Source organism: Bradyrhizobium sp. Kon58 (assembly GCF_055807455.1).
The window spans coordinates 234,420-253,868 of record NZ_JBVVOT010000001.1; the positions used below are offsets into that span (position 1 = coordinate 234,420).

A 19,449-nucleotide genomic window follows, 5' to 3' on the forward strand; every position below is an offset into this window, starting at 1 on the left:
AACCGGATTTTGACGAAAGCACTGAAGGATTATGGAGAGTCATTCGCCGGTTTACAAACGGGGAAATGGCGAAAGTCGTTTTGAAAGCATCGAAGTGCCGACGCGCGGCAAGTGCGCTCCCTCGCCTCGCTTGCGGGGAGAGGGTTGGAGTGAGGGGGAGCCTCGGCGGGGACGGCGAAAGTTGGACTCGCGGAGAGTCCCCCTCACCCGAATTCGAGCTGCGCGCGAATTCGACCTCTCCCCGCAAGCGGGGCGAGGTGAAGAGCCCCCCTACGTAAACAACGTCGGCTGCTGCCGCGACGCGCGCTCCTGCGCTTCCACCACAGCCACCGCGGTCATGTTGAGGATGCCTCGCGCCGTCACGGACGGGGTGAGGATGTGGGCTGGACGCGCCGGCCCGATCAGGATCGGACCGACGGGCAGCGCGTCCGCCAGCGACTTGATCATCTGATAGGCGACGTTGGCCGTGTCGAGGCTTGGCATGATCATGATGTTGGCTTCGCCCTCGAGGTTGGAGTGCGGCAGCACCATTTTGCGCGCCGCGGCCGAGAGCGCGGTGTCGCCCTGCATCTCACCGTCAGCCTCGAGCTCCGGATGCTTCTCCTTCAGGAGCTGGGTCGCCCGGCGCATCTTGCGCGAGGATTCCGTGTCGTAGCTGCCGAAATCCGAATGCGAGACGAAGGCAATCTTCGGCTTGATGTTGAAGCGCTGGACGTGGACCGCCGCGAGCGAGGCTATCTCGGCGAGCTCTTCGGCGCTCGGATTGGGCCGCACCTGGGTGTCGGCGATGAAGAAGGCGCCCTTGCTCGTGATCAGCAGGGCCAGCGCCGCGTAGTCGCTGATCCCCGGCGTGAACCCGACGATCTCGCGGACATGGCGAAGATGGCTCATGTAGCGGCCTTCGACGCCGCAGAGCATGGCGTCCGCCTCTCCGCGCACCACCGCGAGCGCCGCGATGACGGTGTTGTTGGTGCGCACCACCGTGCGCGCCGCATCCGGCGTCACGCCGCGGCGGCCGGCGACCTCGACATAGGACTGCACGTAGGAGCGGTAGCGCGGATCGTCCTCGGGATTGACGAGATCGAAGTCCCTGCCGGCCTTGATCGACAGGCCGAAGCGCTCGATGCGGGCCTCGACCACCGACGGACGTCCGACCAGGATCGGCGTCGCCAGCTTCTCTTCCAGCACCACCTGGGTGGCACGCAGCACCCGCTCGTCCTCGCCTTCGGCGTAGATCACACGCACCGGTTGGGTCTTGGCCTTCGCGAACATCGGTTTCATGACGAGGCCGGAGCGGAAGGCAAAGCGCTCGAGCAGCGCGGTGTACTCGTCGAAATTGGTGATGGGCCGGGTCGCGACGCCGGAATCCATCGCAGCCTTGGCGACCGCCGGCGAGATTCGCAAAATCAACCGCGGATCAAACGGAGACGGGATCAGCGAGCCCGGGCCGAAACCTTGCGTCTCGCCGGTGTCGAAGCCCTGCGCGACCGCATCCGACGGCGCCTCGCGCGCGAGCTGCGCGATGGCCTCGACGGCGGCGAGCTTCATCTCCTCGTTGATCGCGCTGGCGCCGACGTCGAGCGCGCCGCGGAAGATGAAGGGGAAGCAGAGGACGTTGTTGACCTGGTTCGGAAAGTCGGAGCGGCCGGTGCAGATCATGGCGTCGGGGCGCACCTTGCGCGCCTCCTCCGGCATGATCTCCGGCGTCGGATTGGCGAGCGCCATGATAAGCGGCTTGTCACCCATCGCCTTGGCCATCTCGGGCTTGAGCACGCCCGGTGCCGACAGGCCGATGAAGATGTCGGCGCCGCCGATGACGTCGCCAAGCGTGCGCTTGTCGGTCTTCTGCGCATAGACCGCCTTCCAGCGGTCCATCGTGGTGTTGCGGCCTTCGTGAACAAGGCCGTCGATGTCGCAGACCCAGATGTTCTTGCGCTGCGCGCCCATCGACACCAGCAGGTTCAGGGTCGCGATCGCCGCGGCCCCTGCCCCCGATGCTACGATCTTCACGTCGGAGAGCTTCTTGCCGTTGAGTCGCAGGGCGTTGGTGACGGCGGCGGCAACGATGATCGCGGTGCCGTGCTGGTCGTCATGGAAGACCGGGATCTTCATGCGCTCTTTCAGCTGCGCCTCGATCTCGAAGCATTCCGGTCCGCGGATGTCTTCCAGATTGATGCCGCCGAAGGTCGGCTCGAGCGCGGCCACGGTCTCGACCACGCGCTCGATGGTGTCGGCCGCGATCTCGATGTCGAACACGTCGATGCCGGCGAATTTCTTGAACAGGACCGCCTTGCCCTCCATCACCGGCTTCGAGGCCAGCGGACCGATATTGCCGAGGCCGAGCACGGCGGTGCCGTTCGAAACCACGGCGACCAGATTGGAGCGGATCGTCAGCGTCGCCGCTTCCGCCGGGTTCTTGGCGATCTCCAGGCAGGCGGCGGCGACGCCCGGCGAATAGGCCAGCGCGAGGTCGCGCTGGTTGGCAAGCGGCTTGCTCGCCTGGATCTCGAGCTTTCCGGGGCGCGGCAGCCGGTGATAGGCCAGCGCCGCCTGGTGGAGATCATCGGAATAAGACGACATGCGGTGTCTCGCCTCGCGTTACCGGCCTCAAACTACGTTGTCCTGACCGGCCCGCCTTCGGGTGGTATTTCCGGGTCATGGAAACGGGATGAAGCACGCCGGGCGCCCCGGTGGCAACATCCGATTGCGGCCCCATCAACAGCGCGCGCGGTCAAATATCTGATAGCGCTCACTTTCCCTGGACCGCGCGTTGCTTTGCGAATATGGCAGGTTGCGTCCTGCAACGCGAGCAACTGGAGCTGGGAATGAAGCGAATCCTGATCGGCCTGATCGTCGCGGCCGTGGTGGCCGCGGGCGGATGGTTCGGCTTCAGCTTCTACGCAAAACATCGCGTCACCGCCGAGATCGAGGCGGCCTTCGCGCACATGCGCTCCAGCGGCGGCAAGGCGAGCCACGGCAAGGTGGCGTTCGATTTGACGAGTCGGACGTTGACGATCGAGGATATCGCGGTTGAGCCCGCCGACCAGCCACAGGCGCATGTCAAGATCGCCGCCATCAAGGGCGTGGGCATCCGCCAGGTCGAGGAGACACGCTTCGCGGCCGACAGCATCGATGTCTCGGGCTTCGAGATCGCGCTCGACGAGGTCGGCCCCGGGAAGCTGAAAGTCTCCTACAAGGTCCCGCAGTTGACCATGCGGGATTACGTCGGTCCCATTCATGCTCAGAACGCGCCGGCGTCAGGCTCCCTGTTCGACATGTACCGTTTCGTGCTCGACCAGTACGCAAACGTGACGGCTTCTTCCGTGATAGCGCCAACCCTCGCAGTCGCCTTCGATGCGGGCAAAAGCGCCGGAGGCAGTGGCGAGGTCGTCTATTCGGGCCTCGCGATCCAGAAGCTCGGCCAAGGCAAGATCGCCGCGATCAAGGCGGAGCGCGCCAGTTTCACGATCAACGTGCCGCAGCCGGGCAAGGCGGACAAGCTGACCGGCGAGGTGTCCGACATCATCATCAATGATTTCGATTCGACTGCGATCGCCGCTGCGCTCGATCCCCAGAAGGCCGACGACGACAGTTATCATCGTATCTACGGGCAGATGTCCAGCGGCACTTATGTCGTGACCTCGACGCTCGGCATCCGAATGCAGGTCGACGGGATCGCCATCACCGACATCGCGGTGCAACCATCGAAATTCCGGCCCGCCGAGATCCTGGCGCTGCTGCCCGCGGACAGCTCGGCCCCGCCGACGCCGGCGCAATCGCGCGAGATCATGGAAAAGCTCGCCGGGTTCTATGAAGGCCTTCGCGTCGGCAAGATCGAGATCGGCACCATGTCGATGACGACCCCGCAAGGGACGCCCCGGCTTAGGTCCATCAGATACCAAGAGGGCGAGTTCGCGCTCGAAGGCCTCGATGCGCCGACGCCACAAGGGCAAATCAAGATGGAGCGCTTCGCACTCAAATCGTTCAGCATCACGAACCTTATGCGGTGGGCGGCGAGCCTCACCCATCCCGGACAGCCGCCCTCGCCGGCTCAGATGCTGGGCCTGTTCGGCGTGCTCTCAGGCGCGGAGATCAAGGGCGTGTCTGCGCCGTACAAGACCACCAAGAAGCTGGTCATGATCGACACATTGAGCCTGGACTGGGGGCAGATGGTCGGCTCGATCCCGAGCAAGGCGCATGTGGTTGCCAAATTTGTCACGCCCACAGATCCTTCCGATCCGAAGCAGCTTCCATTGCTAGCCGCCGGCTTAGACAAGCTCGCGATCGACCTCGATCTCGGCGCTGTCTGGACAGAATCGTCAAAAGGCTTCGCTCTGACGCCAGCGACCCTCGACATCGGAGGGGTCGCAAGAGCGCAATTGCATATCGCGCTCGGCAACGTACCACGCGAGGTGTTTTCGGCCGATCCGGCCCAGCTCATGGGCCCGGCGGCCCGGATCGAGGCGGGCACGCTCGAATTCTCATTGCGCGACAGCGGCGTCGTCGATCTCGTCGCGGCACAGTTCGCGCGCATGCAGAATGTCAGCCGCGATACCGCACGCCAGGCGCTCGTCGAGAGCATCAAAGCTAAACGGGAGCAAGTTGCTTCCGCCAATCCGGATGCGAACGCGGCCGTGGACGCGATCGCCCGCTTTGTCGAGACGCCGGGCCAGACGCTTTCCATCAAGCTGTCGCCGCGCGCCAAGGCCCCGCTGATGCAATTGATGCAGCTCTTGCAAACCGACCCACAGAGCGCGCTTGCGCAGTTCAGGATCGAGGCGTCGACGGGGCTGTAAGGCGCTGCGCGGAGGATGGCAGTGGAGTAGCGAAATCCCTCCCCGTCATTGCGAGCGCAGCGAAGCAATCCAGGATCCCTCCGCGGAAAGATTCTGGATTGCTTCGCTACGCTCGCAATGACGATGTGGAGACAGCCTCACTTCTGCGGCAGATTCACCTTCACATGCAGCTCGCGGAGCTGCTTGGTGCTGGGCTCCGACGGCGCGCCCATCAGGAGGTCCATGGCCTGCTGGTTCATCGGGAATAGCGAGATCTCGCGCAGATTGTTGGTGCCGCACAAGAGCATGACGATGCGGTCGACGCCGGCGGCCATGCCGCCATGCGGCGGGGCGCCATACTGGAAGGCGCGGTACATGCCGCCGAAGCGATCGACGACTTCCTGCTCGCCATAGCCGGCGATCTCGAACGCCTTCACCATTGCTTCCGGCACATGGTTGCGGATTCCGCCCGAGGCGATCTCGTAACCGTTGCAGGTGATATCGTACTGGAACGCCTTGATGGTCAACGGGTCCTGGCCCTTCAAGGCATCGAGACCGCCCTGCGGCATCGAGAACGGGTTGTGCGAGAAGTCGACCTTCTTGTCTTCCTCGTTGTACTCGTACATCGGGAAGTCAACGATCCAGGCGAGCTCGAACCGCTCCTTGTCGGTGAGGTTCAACTCCTCGCCGACCTTGTTGCGGGCCAACCCTGAGAACTTCCAGAACTTGTCGGGATCGCCGGCAACGAAGAACGCGGCATCGCCTTCCTTCACGCCGATCTGGGCGCGGATCGCGGCGGTGCGCTCAGCACCGATGTTGTTGGCGAGCGGACCGGCACCTTCGCCGCCCTCGCGCCACATGATGTAGCCAAGGCCCGGCTGTCCCTCGCCCTGCGCCCATGAATTCATGCGGTCGCAGAAGGCGCGCGAGCCGCCGCCCGGCGCCGGGATCGCCCAGACCTGGTTCTTCGGATCTTCGAGCATGCGCGCGAACACCTTGAAGCCGGAGCCGCGGAAGTGTTCGGACACATCCTGCATCTCGATCGGGTTGCGCAGGTCCGGCTTGTCGGAGCCGTATTTGCGCAAGGCTTCCGCGAACGGAATCCGGCGCCAGCCCTTGGTCACCGGCTTACCCTTGGCAAACTCTTCGAACACGCCGGTGATGACGGGCTCCATCGCGGCGAAGACGTCTTCCTGCGTGACAAAGCTCATCTCGACGTCGAGCTGGTAGAACTCGCCCGGCAGACGATCCGCGCGCGGGTCCTCGTCGCGGAAGCAGGGCGCGATCTGGAAGTAACGATCGAAGCCCGACATCATCAACAGCTGCTTGTACTGCTGCGGCGCCTGCGGCAGCGCATAGAACTTGCCGGGATGGATGCGCGACGGCACCAGGAAGTCGCGCGCGCCCTCCGGCGAGGACGCGGTCAGGATCGGCGTGTTGAACTCGAAGAAGCCCTGCCCCTCCATCCGCCTTCGCATCGACTTGATGATCTCGACGCGCGTCATGATGTTCTGGTGCAGCTTCTCGCGACGCAGGTCGAGGAAGCGGTACTTCAGGCGGATGTCCTCGGGATATTCCTGGTCGCCGAACACCGGCAGCGGCAGATCGCCGGCAGGTCCCAGCACCTCGATCTCGCTGACATAGATCTCGATCTTGCCGGTCGGCAAATCGTCATTGTCGGTGCCTTCGGGGCGGCGGCGGACCTTGCCGTCCATCTTGACCACGAATTCCGAGCGCAGCTTCTCGGCTTGCGAAAACGCCGGCGAGTCCGGATCGACCACGCACTGGGTCAGGCCGTAATGGTCGCGCAGGTCGATGAACAGCACGCCGCCGTGGTCGCGAACGCGATGGACCCAGCCTGAAAGGCGGACCGTCTCGCCGATGTTGCTCTCGCGGAGCGCGCCGCATGTATGTGACCGGTAGCGATGCATGGTCGTTCCAAAATCAATGTCGGAGGGGTCGAATCGAGTAGGCCAAAATGGCCTATCCAAAAGTTCGGCAGGGTTTACCCGACGAGGCCCGGGGCGGCAACCAAGGGAACGGCCCGTTTTCGGCCGGAAGTGCCCATTTTTGCTCAATCCGGGCTCAAGCCTTTGCCATCAGGCGTTCCACGCCTATCTTGAGGCCATGACAGTCCATTTTCCGTTCCAGAACTCCTATTCGGCGCTGCCGGACAGCTTTTTCGCCCGTGTCGCACCGACGCCGGTGGCGGCGCCCCGGCTCATCAAGCTGAACCGGCCGCTGGCGGTCCAGCTCGGGCTCGATCCAGATGTGCTGGAGACCCCTGAGGGCGCCGAAATCCTGGCCGGCAAGACGGTTCCCGTCGGAGCCGATCCGATCGCCATGGCCTATGCCGGCCACCAGTTCGGGAATTTCGTGCCGCAGCTCGGCGACGGACGGGCGGTGCTGCTCGGCGAAGTCATCGACAAGGATGGCATCCGCCGCGACATTCAGCTCAAGGGCTCGGGACCCACCCCGTTCTCCCGCCGCGGCGACGGCCGTGCCGCGCTCGGGCCGGTGCTGCGCGAATACATCGTCAGCGAGGCGATGTTCGCGCTCGGCATTCCGACAACGCGCTCACTCGCTGCCGTCGTCACCGGCGAGCACGTCATCCGCGAAACCGCGCTGCCCGGCGCGGTGCTGACCCGTGTTGCCTCGAGCCACATCCGCGTCGGTACCTTCCAGTTCTTCGCCGTCCGCCGCGACACCGACGCCATTCGCCGGCTCGCCGACCATGTCATCGCGAGGCACTATCCGGAGCTGCTCGGCGCCGAGCGGCCCTATCACGCGCTGCTCGGTGGCGTCGTCGCGCGCCAGGCCAATCTGGTCGCACGCTGGCTGCTGGTCGGCTTCATCCACGGCGTGATGAACACCGACAACTCATCGATATCAGGCGAGACCATCGATTATGGTCCGTGCGCCTTCATGGATTCCTACAATCCGTCGCAGGTGTTTTCCTCGATCGACGAGATGGGCCGCTACGCTTATGCCAACCAGCCGCGCATCGCGCTGTGGAATCTGACCCGACTGGCCGAATGCCTGCTGCCGCTGTTCTCCGACGATCAGGAAAAGGCGATCGCCGAAGCCCAGGACATTCTCGGCGCCTTCTCCGAGACGTTCAGCGACGCCTATCAGGCGGGCCTGCGCAAGAAGGTCGGCCTGTTCACGGAGCGCGACGGCGACGACGCGCTGATCCAGGACCTGCTCGACGCCATGGCGAAGAACCAGGCCGACTTCACCCTCACCTTCCGCAAGCTCGGTGACGCAGCTGGCGATCCAGCTGCCGACGATGCACGCGCCCAGTTCATGGACCCCGCCGCCTTCGACGAGTGGGCCAGGCGCTGGCACGAGCGCACGGCGCTTGAGCCGCAAACCGCAGCCGAACGGCAAGCCGCCATGCACGCCGTTAACCCGATCTTCATCCCGCGCAACCACCGCATCGAGGCCGTGATCCAGGCCGCAGTCAACGATGACAACTACGCGCCGTTCGAGGAATTGGTGAAGGTGCTGGCAAAGCCGTTCGAGGACCAGCCGGACTACGCCGCCTACGCCGATCCCCCGCTGCCGGACCAGCGGGTGCTGCAGACGTTCTGCGGGACGTAGCGACGAACTCGGTGCGTAGCGTGGATTAGAGCCGAAGGCGTACCGAGGCGAGCTTGTGGACGCCTGGCGCCACCGGAACCGCTGTCATCAAACTGAAACACTCGCGCTCTAACGGCCTGTCAGGGCTGTCTTGCCGGAGGCGCCCATCCTCCAACGGTCCTGACAAGCGCGCCATGCCCTTCAAATTCATCCACATCACCGACACGCATCTCGCGAACCCCGGGCTGAAGCTGTATGGCCTCGACCCGCGCGCCCGGCTGGACGCTGCGATTGCCGACGTCAACAAGCATCACGTGGATGCGGCCTTCGCGGTCGTGACCGGCGACCTCACCCATTGGGGCGAGCCTGAATCCTACGCCAACTTCGCCGACGCAATGGCGGCGCTGAAAATCCCCTACATCGCCATGGTCGGCAATCACGACCGCCGCGTCACCTGCCTCGATAGTCTGAAGGCGGCCCCGCGCGATCCCAACGGCTTCGTGCAAGGCACCCGCACCACCGAGCACGGGCTGTTCGTCTTCCTCGACACGTTGGACGAGACCAGCCATGCCGGCGAGATGTGTGCCAAGCGCCTGGGGTGGCTCGCAAGCACGCTGGCAGCCGCGCCGGCGGACATGCCGTTCGTCGTGTTCATGCATCATCCGCCGTTCCCGGTCGGCGTGCACGTCATGGACGAGATCGCGTTGAAGCAAAGCGCGGAGTTCGCAAAGGTGATCGCGCCCTACCGGTCGCGCATCCGCCACCTCTTCTTCGGCCATGTGCACCGGCCGATCTTCGGCAGCTACGGCAACATCCCGTTCTCGACGCTCCGCGGCACCAACCACCAGGTCTGGTTCGAGCTCGACGCTGCCGCGGCCGAGCATCTCGCCAGCCATGAGCCGCCAGCCTACGGCGTGGCGCTGATCGACGGCGAGAACCTGGTCGTGCACAGCCACGACTTCCTCGACACCAGTCTGCGTTTTCCCTTCGAGCCACCGGCGGGAGTGGACGGCCGCGACTATGCGCTTAATTTCCCGGCGCGATGAGATGAGCTTCGCAGAACCCGCGGCTCTCCCGGTCGCGGCCTCGGCGCCGCCGCGCCTGCATATCCTGAATCGGTTTTCTCACCGCTTCAAAACCTCGCTGCCGGCCTATCTGCTGCTGCTGCCCTCGCTCGTCTTCCTCGCGCTGTTCACCTATGGTGCGATGGGCCGCGTCCTCGTCGACGCGCTCTATCAGCGCGCCACGCCCAGGGCTCCGGTCCGTTTCGTCGGTCTCGATAACATCGCAGCGGTGCTTGCGGACTCCGCCTTCACCGGCGCAGTCGTCAACAATCTCGTCTATGCCGTCGGCACCGCGGTCCCGAGCATCGCCCTCGCATTGCTGTTCGCGCTGGCGCTGTCGCGCACCAATGCCGTGACCAGCGCGCTGCGCGCCGCGCTATTCCTGCCGGTGCTGATCCCGATGGTCGCGGCCTCCGCGCTCTTCCTGTTCATCTTCCTGCCCAATGTCGGGCTGCTCGACTATTACATCGGCGGCCTGCTTCCGGTGCTGCCGAACTGGCTCGGCGATTCCGATATCGCGCTTTATGCGATCATGGTCATCACGATCTGGAAGAACGCCGGCTACTACATGCTGTTCTTCCTGGCCGGCCTCCAGGCGGTGCCGGGAGATGTCATGGAAGCCGCACATCTGGACGGCGCCGGACCGTACCAGCGACTGCGCCACATCATCCTGCCGGAACTCAAGCCCACCTTCCTGTTCGTCACGGTCATCGCCACGCTCAACGCGGTCACGCAGGTCGACCACGTCTTCGTCATGACCAAGGGCGGGCCGTCCAACGCGACCAATCTCGTGCTGTTCTACATCTACCAGCAGGCGGTCGAGCATTACGACATCGGCAAGGCCTCGGCAGCGACACTGCTGACGCTTGCGGCGCTGATGGGCCTCACCGCGCTCTCATTCCGCACCATGGCGAACCGGGAGGGCGGGCGATGAGGCTGATCGACTGGCTGCTCAAGGACGTCCCACTCGCCACGCGGCGCGAGATCACGCCAAAGCTCGGCTTCTTGCTGACCGTACTGCTGGCAATCATCTGGCTGATCCCGTTCCTGTGGATGGGGGTGGCGACGCTGCGCCCGGCATCCGACAGCATCAATCTGATGGCCGAGCTGATGCCGAGCCTGAAGCCGACGCTCGACAATATCAGGGATGCCTGGGAAATCGGCGATTTCCCGCGTTACACCCTCAACACCATCATCATCTGCACTGGCATTCTGCTGGTGCAGGTCTTCACGATCACGTTGGCCGGTTTTGCCTTTGCGCGGCTCGACTTCGCCGGAAAATCGCTGATCTTCTATCTGTTCCTGATGCAGCTGATGCTGGTGCCGGTGCTGCTGATCGTACCCAATTTGAGCCTCGTGGCGCAGCTCGGCCTGTACGACACGCTCACCGGCGTGATGATGCCGTTCTTCGCTTCCGCCTTCGGCACCTTCCTGATGCGCCAGGCGTTCGAGGCTATCCCGACCGAGCTGGAAGACGCTGCCCTGATCGACGGCGCCAGCCTGCTCCAGCGCATCCGCCACATCTACGTGCCGCTGTCGATGCCGAGCTTTTCCGCCTTCGCGATCATCTCGGTCACCAGCCACTGGAACGACTTCCTGTGGCCTCTGATGGTGATCAACTCGCCGGACAAGCGGCCGCTCACGGTCGGGCTCTCGGTGTTCACCGCGACCGCCGAAGGCACGCAGGCCTGGGGCACCATCGCCGCCGGCACGCTGATGGTGATCGCACCGCTGCTCATCACCTTCCTGATCTTCCAGAAACGCTTCATCAGCTCTTTCGTCACCTCAGGCATCAAATAGGAGATTTCTCGATGCTGTTTTCCCGCAGGCTCATGCTTGGCCTTGCCATTGCAGGCACTTTGGCAAGCGCCCTCACCTTCCCGGCGCTGGCCGAAGGCCCGACCGAGATCGACCTGTTCTTCCCCGTTCCCGTCGACGGCAAGCTCGCCCGCGACATGGGCACCCTGATCAAGGAATTCAACGAGACCCATCCCGCGATCAAGGCGACCGCGGTCTACACCGGCTCCTATGACGACACGCTGATCAAGACGCGCGCCTCGATCAAGGCCGGCAAGCCGCCGGCTGCCGTGATCATGTCGGCAAACTTCCTGCTCGATATGCAGATCGAGAACGAGCTCACAAACCTCGATCCCCTGATCGCCGCCGACGGCGCCACCAAGGAGCAGTTTCTGGGCCAGTTCTTTTCGGCGCTGCAGGGCAACGCGGTGATCAACCGCTCGGTCTATGGCGTGCCATTCCATAACTCGACGCCGCTGCTCTACATCAACGCCGACAAGGCCAAGGAAGCGGGCCTCGATCCGAGCAAGCCGCCGCAGACCTGGGCCGAATTGACCGACTGGGCCAAGAAGCTCACCAAGCGCGAGGGCGACAAGGTGACCCAATGGGGCATCGCGATCCCCTGCGCCTACGACTATTGCGGCTGGATGATGGAAACGCTCACCATGAGCAATGGCGGGCGCTACTACAACGAGGAGTTCGGCGGCGAGGTCTATTACGACACGCCCTCGATGCTGGGCGCGCTGACCTGGTGGAACGACCTCGTCTATAAGCACAAGGTCCACGCGCCCGGCGCCACGCCTGGTCCTGCCGTCAGCACCTCCTTCATCTCGGGCAACGCCGCGATGATGATGCTTTCGACGGGCTCGCTCACCTATGTGCGCGACAACGCCAAGTTCGCCTACAAGGTCGCGTTCATCCCGCGCAACGTCCGCAACGCCGTGCCGATCGGCGGCGCCTCGCTGATCGTTCCGGCGGGCCAGGAAGCCGACAAGCAGAAGGCCGCCTGGACGCTGATCAAGTGGATGACCTCGCCCGAGAAGAGCGGCTGGTGGAGCCGCGCCACCGGCTATTTCGCCCCCAACATGGCCGCCTACAAGACACCTGACATGGTGGAATTCCTCAACAAGAACCCGGACGCCAAGACCGCCGTCGAGCAGCTCGACGTCGCAAAGCCGTGGTTTGCGACCTACAAGACCGTGCCGGTGCGCAAGACGCTGGAGGACGAGGTGATGCTGGTTCTCAACGGCAAGAAGCAGCCGAAGGAGGCTCTCGTCGCCGCCCAGAAGGCCGCCGACGAGACGCTCAAGCCGTACAACGCGGAGACCTCGCTGAAGCTGCCGTAAGGCGGGCAACATCGGCACGACAAGCCTCGGCGCTCCGTCATGCGGGGCGCCGCAGTCGTTTCTTGAAAGACCATCTTGGCCGACAGAATGGCGGTCAGGCCTAGGCCACCTCTCCGCAGCACACTGGAGGTATGCGATCGATCCTGCCATGCTGGCATGATGAGCACAGACATCTGGGACCGCGTCCACACCGTCAACAAATATTACGACGGGCCAGAACTCGGCGTTGCTGACTATCTGGGAAAGCCGCACGTCTACGAAAGGCAGTTCGACGCGGAGAGAGACGACTACTCGTCGCGCTTCCTGCTGAGCCCTATCGATCCGGATTTGCTTTCGTTGGTGCTGGAAGATTGGGAGATCTGGCTGCGGTGGGACAGTACCTATCGGCAGGGAAAGAGTCCCCACAAAACCCACCCCGCCCTGCCCGAAGGACCGTCAACGTCACGACGAACTCACGAAACTGATCGGCGACCGCCTCAAGGTCGATCCCGAGCACCCGGTTCAAATCCGAAAAAGTTCAGTGGGTCGACGCGCCGACGGAGCCTTTGGCCGGGGCGACTGACTGATCCACCAGAGCCCCCGTTAACCCCCCGTCCACCATCCGGCCCACCCTCCCGCCGGTAACCACGAGCATTAACAGACCCTCAACGCACCCCAGACAAGTTTAGCAATGTTTCTGAGGGGTTTTGCCGTGGATCTGTTGGTTTTCGAGTTCCTGGGGCTGGCGCTGGTCGCCATGTGCGTGGTCGTGGTGGCACTGCCTTGCGCGCGCAAACCCTCCCGGCGGGTCCGCTACGAATAGAATTTTCGTCGGAAAATGCGATTCCGGCCCAAATGCAAGGCTCGAATTCGCTTCGAGCCCCTTGACATCACAGCGCTTTCGGCAGAACGGCTGATGGACTTGTCATGGGCCGTTCATGGATTTGATTACCACCACCGCTGACCTTGCGGCTGCCTGCAGCCGGCTGGCCAAGCACCCCGTCATTACCGTCGATACCGAGTTCCTGCGCGAGACCACCTACTACCCGCTGCTGTGCGTGGTGCAGATGGCCAGCGCCGAGGAAGCGATCGTCATCGACACCCTGGCTGCCGGCATTGACCTCAAGCCGTTCTTCGAGCTGATGGGCAACGAGGGCGTGTTGAAGGTGTTCCACGCCGCGCGTCAGGACATCGAGATCATCTGGCATCAGGCGGGCATCATTCCGCACCCGGTGTTCGACACCCAGGTCGCGGCCATGGTGCTCGGCTACGGCGACAGCATCGCCTACGACGCGCTGGTCGAGAAGGTCACCGGACACCGCCCGGACAAGACTCATCGCTTCACTGACTGGTCGCGCCGGCCGCTGACCAAGGAGCAGATGCACTACGCCGTGTCCGACGTCACGCATCTGCGCGACGTCTTCGCAGCGCTCGATGCCGACCTCAAGAAGCGCCGGCGCAGCGAATGGGTCTCGATCGAGATGGAGGTCCTGACCTCGCCCAAGACCTACGACTTCCACCCCGAGCGCGCCTGGGAACGGCTCAAGACGCGGGTGCGCAAGCCCAAGGACCTCGCAGTTCTGATGGAGGTCGCCGCCTGGCGCGAGCAGGAGGCGCAGAGCCGCGACGTGCCGCGCGGCCGCGTGCTGCGCGACGAGGCCGTCAGCGACATCGCAACCCACGCGCCGAATACGATCGAGAAGCTCGCAAACCTCCGCTCCGTGCCGAAGGGTTTTGAGAAATCCAAATGGGGCGCCGACATCGTCGCCGCCGTCGAGCGCGGGCTGGCGCGGGATCACGCCACGCTGCCGAAGCTGGAAAAGCCGCGCAACAACAACAATGGCGCCGCGATCGTCGAGCTGTTGAAGGTGCTGCTGCGCATGACCGCGGAGCGCCACGCGGTCGCCAGCAAGGTGATTGCGACCGTCGACGATCTCGAGGAGATCGCGGCCGACGACGAGGCCGACGTGCCGGCGCTACGCGGCTGGCGCCGCGAGCTGTTCGGCGAGGCCGCACTGAAACTGAAGCGCGGCGAGCTGGCGCTGGCGGTGGAGAAAGGCCGCGTGATCGGGGTTCAGCGGGCGGAATAGGCCCCGATCCCTCGCTCTCGCTACATCGTCATTGCGAGCGCAGCGAAGCAATCCAGAATCTTTTCTCGGATTCAGTCTGGATTGCTTCGTCGCTTCGCTCCTCGCAATGACGAGGTGAAAGCTGAAAGCTCCTCCTACGCCGGCGTCAGCTTCGCCACTTCCGGCTTCATGTCGTCCAGCACACCTGAAATCGCCGCGACCAGCTCGTCGATCTGGGCCTTGGTGACAATCAGCGGCGGGCAGATGGCGATGGCATCGAGCATGTTGCGCGAGATCACGCCGCGCTCCTGCAGCATGCGGCTGGCCATGCCGCCGACGGCGCCCGGCGTTGCCGCAGCCGTCTTGCGCGCCTTGTCCAGCACCAGTTCGATCGCCGCGATCATGCCGACACCGCGGACCTCGCCGACCAGCGGATGGCTGGTGAGTTCACGCAGCTTGCCTTGCATGTAGCCACCGAGCTCGGCGGCATGCGCAACGAGGCCCCGCTCCTCGATGATTTTCAAATTCTCCAGCGCAATCGCCGAGCCGACGGGATGGCCGCCCGCGGTGAAGCCGTGGCCGAGCACGCCGATCTTATTGCTCTCATCGGCGATCGGCTCGAACATACGATCGTTCATCATGATGGCCGACAGCGGAAAATAGCTCGAGGTGATCTGCTTGGAGACCACGATCGCGTCGGGCTTGATGCCGTAGGTTTCGCAGCCGAACATCTTGCCGGTGCGGCCGAAGCCGCAGATGACCTCGTCGGCAACCAACAGGATGTCGTACTTGTTCAGCACCTTCTGGATCTTGTCCCAATAGGTCGCCGGCGGCACGATGACGCCGCCCGCGCCCATCACCGGCTCGCCGAAGAACGCCGCGATCGTGTCCGGGCCTTCCTTCTGGATCAGCGCATCGAGCTCCTCGGCCCGCCGCGTCGCGAAGGCTTCCTCGCTCTCCCCGGGCGCGCCGTCCTTGTAGAAATGCGGCGAGCCCGTGTGCAGGATGTTCGGGAGCGGCAAGTCGAAAGAGCGGTGGTTGTTCGGCAGCCCGGTGAGGCTGGCGGACGCAATCGTGACGCCGTGATAGGCGCGCATCCGGCTGATCACCTTCTTGCGCTGTGGCTGGCCGAGCGCATTGGAGCGATAGGCAATCAACTTCAGAACGGTGTCGTTGGCCTCCGAGCCGGAATTGGTGAAGAAGACCTTGCTCATCGGCACCGGCGACAGCGCCACCAGCTTCTCGGCGAGATCAATCGAGGGCCCGTGCGATTTGGCGGAGAAGGTGTGATAGAACGGCAGCGCCTGCATCTGCTTGTGCGCGGCTTCGACCAGCCGCTTCTCGTTGAAGCCGAGCCCGACGCTCCACAGGCCTGCCATCGCCTCGAAATAGCGCTTGCCCGAGGCGTCGAACACGTAAGGGCCCTCTCCGCGTTCGATCACCAGGGGACCGGCCTGCTGATGGGCGCGCGCGTTGGTGTAGGGATGGAGCTGGTAGGCCACATCCCGGGCCTCTTGCGAATTGGGCAACATGGACATTTGCAGGCATCCTTGAAAGCGTCACGTCGCCGGCGCGGCCAGCGTCATCACTTGATGATCCAGCTCCTTGGCTATTGCCACCGCGCAAAACTTGCAACGTCAATTCGTCGGCAGCAAGCGCTCAGCAGCGTTGCACAAAGCCGCACATCGGGCAGCTGTCACGCCGCGCCGTCGTCATTTCCATCGCTATCGCCGGCAGCGGCCTCCCGCACCTCCACCAGCGCCATCGAGAGCAGATACACCGTCGTGGGCAGGCCAAGACGGCGCGCCGCCTCGGCGGCACGCGACAGGTCGCTTGCCAGCTCCTCGAGCTGATCTCCCCGTGACAATGTCCCACTCCATCCGTCGATCGCGGCCGCCTACACCGCAACGGCGCCGCTGGTTCTGATCAGTTCGGCGCTGGACTGGATTGTAGCAAAATTCCCGATCACATTCACTACCGCATGCTTGTAGGCGGCAGCATCGCCAGTCCCCGGCTGCCGGCAGGCCACCGCGTCGGCCACCACCTGGAAGCGATGACTGCGGTGAAACCCGTCGATGGCGGTGGCCAGGACCGTTTCGTCCAGGGAAAAGCCCGCGAGCACGCAACGGACATTGCGGATATTGGACATGTAGTCCACAAAACGCGCCGAACTGTAGGCCGACGGCAGCGGGTGCTCGAACGTCATTTCTCCAGGCCGCGGCTTCGCCTCCGCGATCCAATCGGTCAGCTTGGATGCCGGATTGAACCAGGCGGCCTGCGCGATGCGCTTCAGATGCATCACCGGCCAGAGATTGTCTCGCCAGAACGTCAACAGTTCCACGCAGCGCGCCGTCGCGGCGTCGCCGTCGAGGATGACGTGGCGACGTCCGGGGGTCAGATATTCGACCTGGAGATCCGCGCAGACCAGGATCGGCGGATCGTCGGTGATGGAAACCAGCATGTTTTTGCGCGCAGCTGCACCAGTTTCAACGGCCAGCGAGCGCGACGTCCCGCAGCGGCGACGTCACGGCCCGTCCTGCCGAGGCGTCGAGCACGCCCGGCCGGTCCCAATCGCCCTCGGGTCGGATGATCACGTACGGATCGCTGTCCAGCGTAATGGCATCCGGGCCCGGTTCGATCTCCAGCAGCATTTCCGTGTAGGAGAAGTCGGAGAAAGTGATCTTGCGATTGTGGCCGAGCGGCTTGGCGCCGAAATGGGCCCAGAAATCGACCAGCCGGTCCTGCGCCTGGCCGTAGATCTTGCGAAAGCCCTTGCGCTTCACATAGTCGACGCTCGCCTGCACCAGCTTGAACGAGACCCGCGAGCGCCGATATTGGTGCCGCACCGCAAGTCGTTCGACCTTGGCGAAATCGCCGAAGAACCGCACTCGCAGACAGCCCGCAGGCTCGTTGCCGACATAGCCGATGAAATGCGCGGCGACCATGTCGTTGCCGTCGAACTCCTCGTCGAACGGGCAATCCTGCTCGGCGAGATAGACGGCCGAGCGGATCGAGGTGACCAGCATGAGATCGCTGAGATCGCGTGCGAGGCGAATGGTGATGGCGCGGGAATCGGGCTTCGCGAGAGGAATCCTAGTACCGTGCATCTGCAAAACTCCTTGCTTGAATGATCGCGCCCGGCATGCGCATCGGCTGCCGATGCCAGGGCCGCTCGTAGCACCAGAGATCGGGTTGGAAGCTTGGAACAGGCTCGAATCCCGTCGCCTTCATGATGTCGCGTCCGGCCACGGTTGACGGCTGCGCATAGCAATCCGCGTTGCGAAACCTTAGCTGCCTCAGATGAGCCGCGGCCTTGCCGAGACCGGCGACGCCGCGCCCCGTCGCCGCGATCGCCCAGATGTAGATGGCGGAAACGTCTTCCTTCGCGGACGCGAGATGGCGCGTCTCCGGCGCGGTGAGGCAGATCTCGTCGAGCAGCAGCGCATCATGCCCGCGATCGTTGAGAAACAGGAAGGCCATGCCGCCGACGAGGTTGCCCTTCCGGCTGAAAGTCAGGATGCTCTCGGGATCAAAGGCGAAATATTTTGCAAGCTCCGCCGCCCCGATCCGAACACCCGGCACCAGCCGGTGCGCCAACTGCGAAAGCGCGGCGATTTCGGAAAACTGGGCGCGACGGACGTCGACATCCGGACTGAGCGGCAATGCGTCGAAATCATGCCTTGCGGCAAACGAGCCCCTTTCAATACCCATGTCACCCCTCTATCGTTCGCGGCTTTCGTACCCCGCTATGGCCAAGAGCTTAGCGGCTGGGGATCAGGCGTATGCAGCAGTTATTGCACCGGGGTGCTGCGATGATGCAGCACCGTGAAGAAGCCCTGGATATGTCCTGGGACGATTTGAAACTGTTTTTAGCTTGCGCAAAATATAAAAGCTTCCGCAACGCCGCCGAGGAGCTCGGGCTCACCTCCACCACCCTGATGCGCAGGATCGACCGGCTCGAAGAGAGCATCGACTGCAAGCTGTTCCTGCGCGACCAGAGCGGGCTCACGCTCAGCGACGAAGGCAGCGCGATGATCGCCGACGTCGCGCATATGGAGCGTCATGCCTTCAACGTGTTCCGGCGTGCTTCGCGATCGTCGAACGACATGTCAGGCACCGTGCGCGTCGCGGTGACGGAAGGCCCCGGCAATTTCTGGATCCTGCCGCGACTGATCGACTTCCAGAAGACCTATCGCAAGATCACCGTCGATCTGCGCTGCGCGATGGAACAGGCCGACGTCGCGCGGCTCGAATCCGATATCGCGATCCAGCTCGAGCCGCCGACCAATCCCGATCTGATCGTCGCCAAGCTCGGCCGGCTGCACATCTATCCCTTCGTGTCCAAGGAGTACGAAAACCTCTACGGCGTGCCGGCGAGCCTGGCCGAGCTGAAGGACCATCGCATCATCAAGCAGAGCGCCCCGCAGGTTGACGACGGCGCCTACGCCCGCGTGCTCGGACTGAAGTCGCTCGAGGGCATCGTCGGGATCAAGACCAATTCCTCGGTCGGCGTGCTCTATGCGGTGGAGCGCGGCGCCGGCATCGGGTTCCTGCCGACGGTCTCGATCGCGCTCGGCGCCCCGCTCGTTGCCGTCGATCTCGGCGTCAGCCACCACGCCGATCTCTGGCTCACCTATCACAAGGAGTTCCGCGCCTCCGAGCGCCACAAGATCGTGGTCGATTGGCTGAAGAAAATCTTCGATCCCAAGATCCATCCCTGTTTCCGCGACGAGTTCATCCACCCGAACGCGCTGGCGCCGATGATGACGGCCGCGCGCGAGGGCTTTGGATTGACGGGTTATGTCGCGGCAATGCCGACTTGAAGCTTGAACATGAT

General features: G+C 63.8%; 15 protein-coding genes. 8 read left to right on the plus strand and 7 right to left on the minus strand.

Features of this window, described 5'->3' with window-relative positions:
• Positions 1 to 270 precede the first annotated feature (270 nt).
• Positions 271 to 2,580 carry an NADP-dependent malic enzyme gene (locus AC0L20_RS01215; RefSeq protein WP_473287110.1) on the minus strand — a complete coding sequence of 770 codons (2,310 nt, stop codon included), beginning with the start codon at positions 2,578 to 2,580 and terminating at the stop codon, positions 271 to 273.
• A 245-nt stretch (positions 2,581 to 2,825) separates the two neighbouring features.
• Between AC0L20_RS01215 and AC0L20_RS01220 the strand changes: the two genes are divergently transcribed.
• Complete coding sequence (locus tag AC0L20_RS01220; RefSeq protein WP_473287111.1) at positions 2,826 to 4,796, plus strand: hypothetical protein; 1,971 nt, start codon at positions 2,826 to 2,828, stop codon at positions 4,794 to 4,796.
• A 137-nt stretch (positions 4,797 to 4,933) separates the two neighbouring features.
• Here AC0L20_RS01220 and aspS read toward each other — a convergent pair whose 3' ends face one another.
• Positions 4,934 to 6,706 (minus strand): aspartate--tRNA ligase, encoded by a 1,773-nt coding sequence (aspS, locus tag AC0L20_RS01225; RefSeq protein WP_456764626.1) that lies wholly within the window; start codon positions 6,704 to 6,706, stop codon positions 4,934 to 4,936.
• 196 nt (positions 6,707 to 6,902) lie between these two features.
• Here aspS and AC0L20_RS01230 point away from each other — a divergent pair, with 196 nt between their 5' ends.
• From AC0L20_RS01230 to rnd, 6 genes are all read left to right on the plus strand, one after another.
• Positions 6,903 to 8,378: a protein adenylyltransferase SelO gene (locus AC0L20_RS01230; RefSeq protein WP_473287112.1), complete on the plus strand. Its 1,476-nt coding sequence runs from the start codon at positions 6,903 to 6,905 to the stop codon at positions 8,376 to 8,378.
• A gap of 173 nt (positions 8,379 to 8,551) precedes the next feature.
• A complete protein-coding gene (locus tag AC0L20_RS01235) occupies positions 8,552 to 9,403 on the plus strand; it encodes a phosphodiesterase (RefSeq protein ID WP_473287113.1) in 852 nt (283 codons plus the stop codon).
• A gap of 1 nt (position 9,404) precedes the next feature.
• Positions 9,405 to 10,355, plus strand: coding sequence for a carbohydrate ABC transporter permease (locus tag AC0L20_RS01240; protein ID WP_473287114.1), 951 nt, complete (start codon positions 9,405 to 9,407; stop codon positions 10,353 to 10,355).
• Complete coding sequence (locus AC0L20_RS01245; protein WP_473287115.1) at positions 10,352 to 11,221, plus strand: carbohydrate ABC transporter permease; 870 nt, start codon at positions 10,352 to 10,354, stop codon at positions 11,219 to 11,221. The genes AC0L20_RS01240 and AC0L20_RS01245 overlap by 4 nt, the downstream gene beginning before the upstream one ends.
• A gap of 11 nt (positions 11,222 to 11,232) precedes the next feature.
• The gene (locus AC0L20_RS01250) at positions 11,233 to 12,564 is read left to right on the plus strand and encodes an ABC transporter substrate-binding protein (RefSeq protein WP_473287116.1); all 1,332 of its coding nucleotides are present in this window, start codon (positions 11,233 to 11,235) and stop codon (positions 12,562 to 12,564) included.
• Positions 12,565 to 13,481: 917 nt separating this feature from the next.
• Entirely contained in the window at positions 13,482 to 14,633 is a 1,152-nt protein-coding gene (gene rnd / locus AC0L20_RS01255; RefSeq protein ID WP_027517566.1) for a ribonuclease D, read from the plus strand.
• A 134-nt stretch (positions 14,634 to 14,767) separates the two neighbouring features.
• On the opposite strand, the gene AC0L20_RS01260 is transcribed toward rnd, so the two are convergent.
• From AC0L20_RS01260 to AC0L20_RS01280, 5 genes are all read right to left on the minus strand, one after another.
• Positions 14,768 to 16,150 carry an aspartate aminotransferase family protein gene (locus tag AC0L20_RS01260; protein ID WP_027569703.1) on the minus strand — a complete coding sequence of 461 codons (1,383 nt, stop codon included), beginning with the start codon at positions 16,148 to 16,150 and terminating at the stop codon, positions 14,768 to 14,770.
• A 158-nt stretch (positions 16,151 to 16,308) separates the two neighbouring features.
• The gene (locus AC0L20_RS01265) at positions 16,309 to 16,479 is read right to left on the minus strand and encodes a hypothetical protein (protein WP_473287117.1); all 171 of its coding nucleotides are present in this window, start codon (positions 16,477 to 16,479) and stop codon (positions 16,309 to 16,311) included.
• A 30-nt stretch (positions 16,480 to 16,509) separates the two neighbouring features.
• Entirely contained in the window at positions 16,510 to 17,073 is a 564-nt protein-coding gene (locus AC0L20_RS01270; RefSeq protein WP_247360631.1) for an isochorismatase family protein, read from the minus strand.
• Positions 17,074 to 17,098: 25 nt separating this feature from the next.
• Positions 17,099 to 17,719, minus strand: coding sequence for a GNAT family N-acetyltransferase (locus tag AC0L20_RS01275; protein WP_007591919.1), 621 nt, complete (start codon positions 17,717 to 17,719; stop codon positions 17,099 to 17,101).
• On the minus strand, positions 17,706 to 18,323 hold the full coding sequence (locus AC0L20_RS01280) for a hypothetical protein (protein ID WP_473287118.1): 618 nt from the start codon (positions 18,321 to 18,323) through the stop codon (positions 17,706 to 17,708). The genes AC0L20_RS01275 and AC0L20_RS01280 overlap by 14 nt, the downstream gene beginning before the upstream one ends.
• A 71-nt stretch (positions 18,324 to 18,394) precedes the next feature.
• On the opposite strand from AC0L20_RS01280, the gene AC0L20_RS01285 reads away from it, so the two are divergent.
• Positions 18,395 to 19,435, plus strand: coding sequence for a LysR family transcriptional regulator (locus tag AC0L20_RS01285; protein ID WP_473287119.1), 1,041 nt, complete (start codon positions 18,395 to 18,397; stop codon positions 19,433 to 19,435).
• The last annotated feature ends 14 nt before the right edge of the window (positions 19,436 to 19,449 follow it).